This window comes from Mycobacterium simiae (assembly GCF_008370645.1).
Taxonomy (GTDB): Bacteria; Actinomycetota; Actinomycetes; order Mycobacteriales; family Mycobacteriaceae; genus Mycobacterium; species Mycobacterium simiae_A.
On record NZ_VTZN01000529.1, the window covers coordinates 1 to 458 of the forward strand.

Below are 458 nucleotides of genomic sequence, written 5' to 3' on the forward strand. Positions count from 1 at the left end.
GTGCCTGCCGTCGCCCCGGTGCCCGCCGTCGCCCCGGTGCCCGCCGTGGCACCAGTGCCCATTGGCGGGCCGGTAGTTGCGCCAATGCCAGCTGGTGTTCCGTTGATCGCGCTGGGACCGTTGGCAGCTGGTGCTCCGGTAGATGCGCCGGCGCTGGCTGGTGCGCCACTCATCGACATGTCTGGGACCGGCAAGGGTGCGCCGATTAGTCCGGCCCCAGCGGGCGGACCAGTACCCGGTCAGCCGGTTTCACCCGGTCCTTCGGGTGCGGGCTGAGACTGATCGTCTTCCCTTGACGTCCTCCCGGTGTGCGCGGACGCGCTGGTTGCCACCAGCGCGGACGACCGTCGCCTCCGCAATGCGTGATTTTCAACGCTGTCAAGTGCTCGTAAGCGATTGGTGCAGCGAGCGCCGCGTTGACCCCGGGTGCCGGGGAGCAGGCAGATCCGAAGTCTAGG

At 68.8% G+C, this 458-nt stretch carries 1 pseudogene; it reads left to right on the forward strand.

What is annotated here, in order from left to right:
• Nucleotides 1-276, forward strand: a pseudogene (locus F0Q45_RS28865) (beta-xylosidase); the annotation flags it as partial.
• Nucleotides 277-458: the final 182 nt, after the last annotated feature.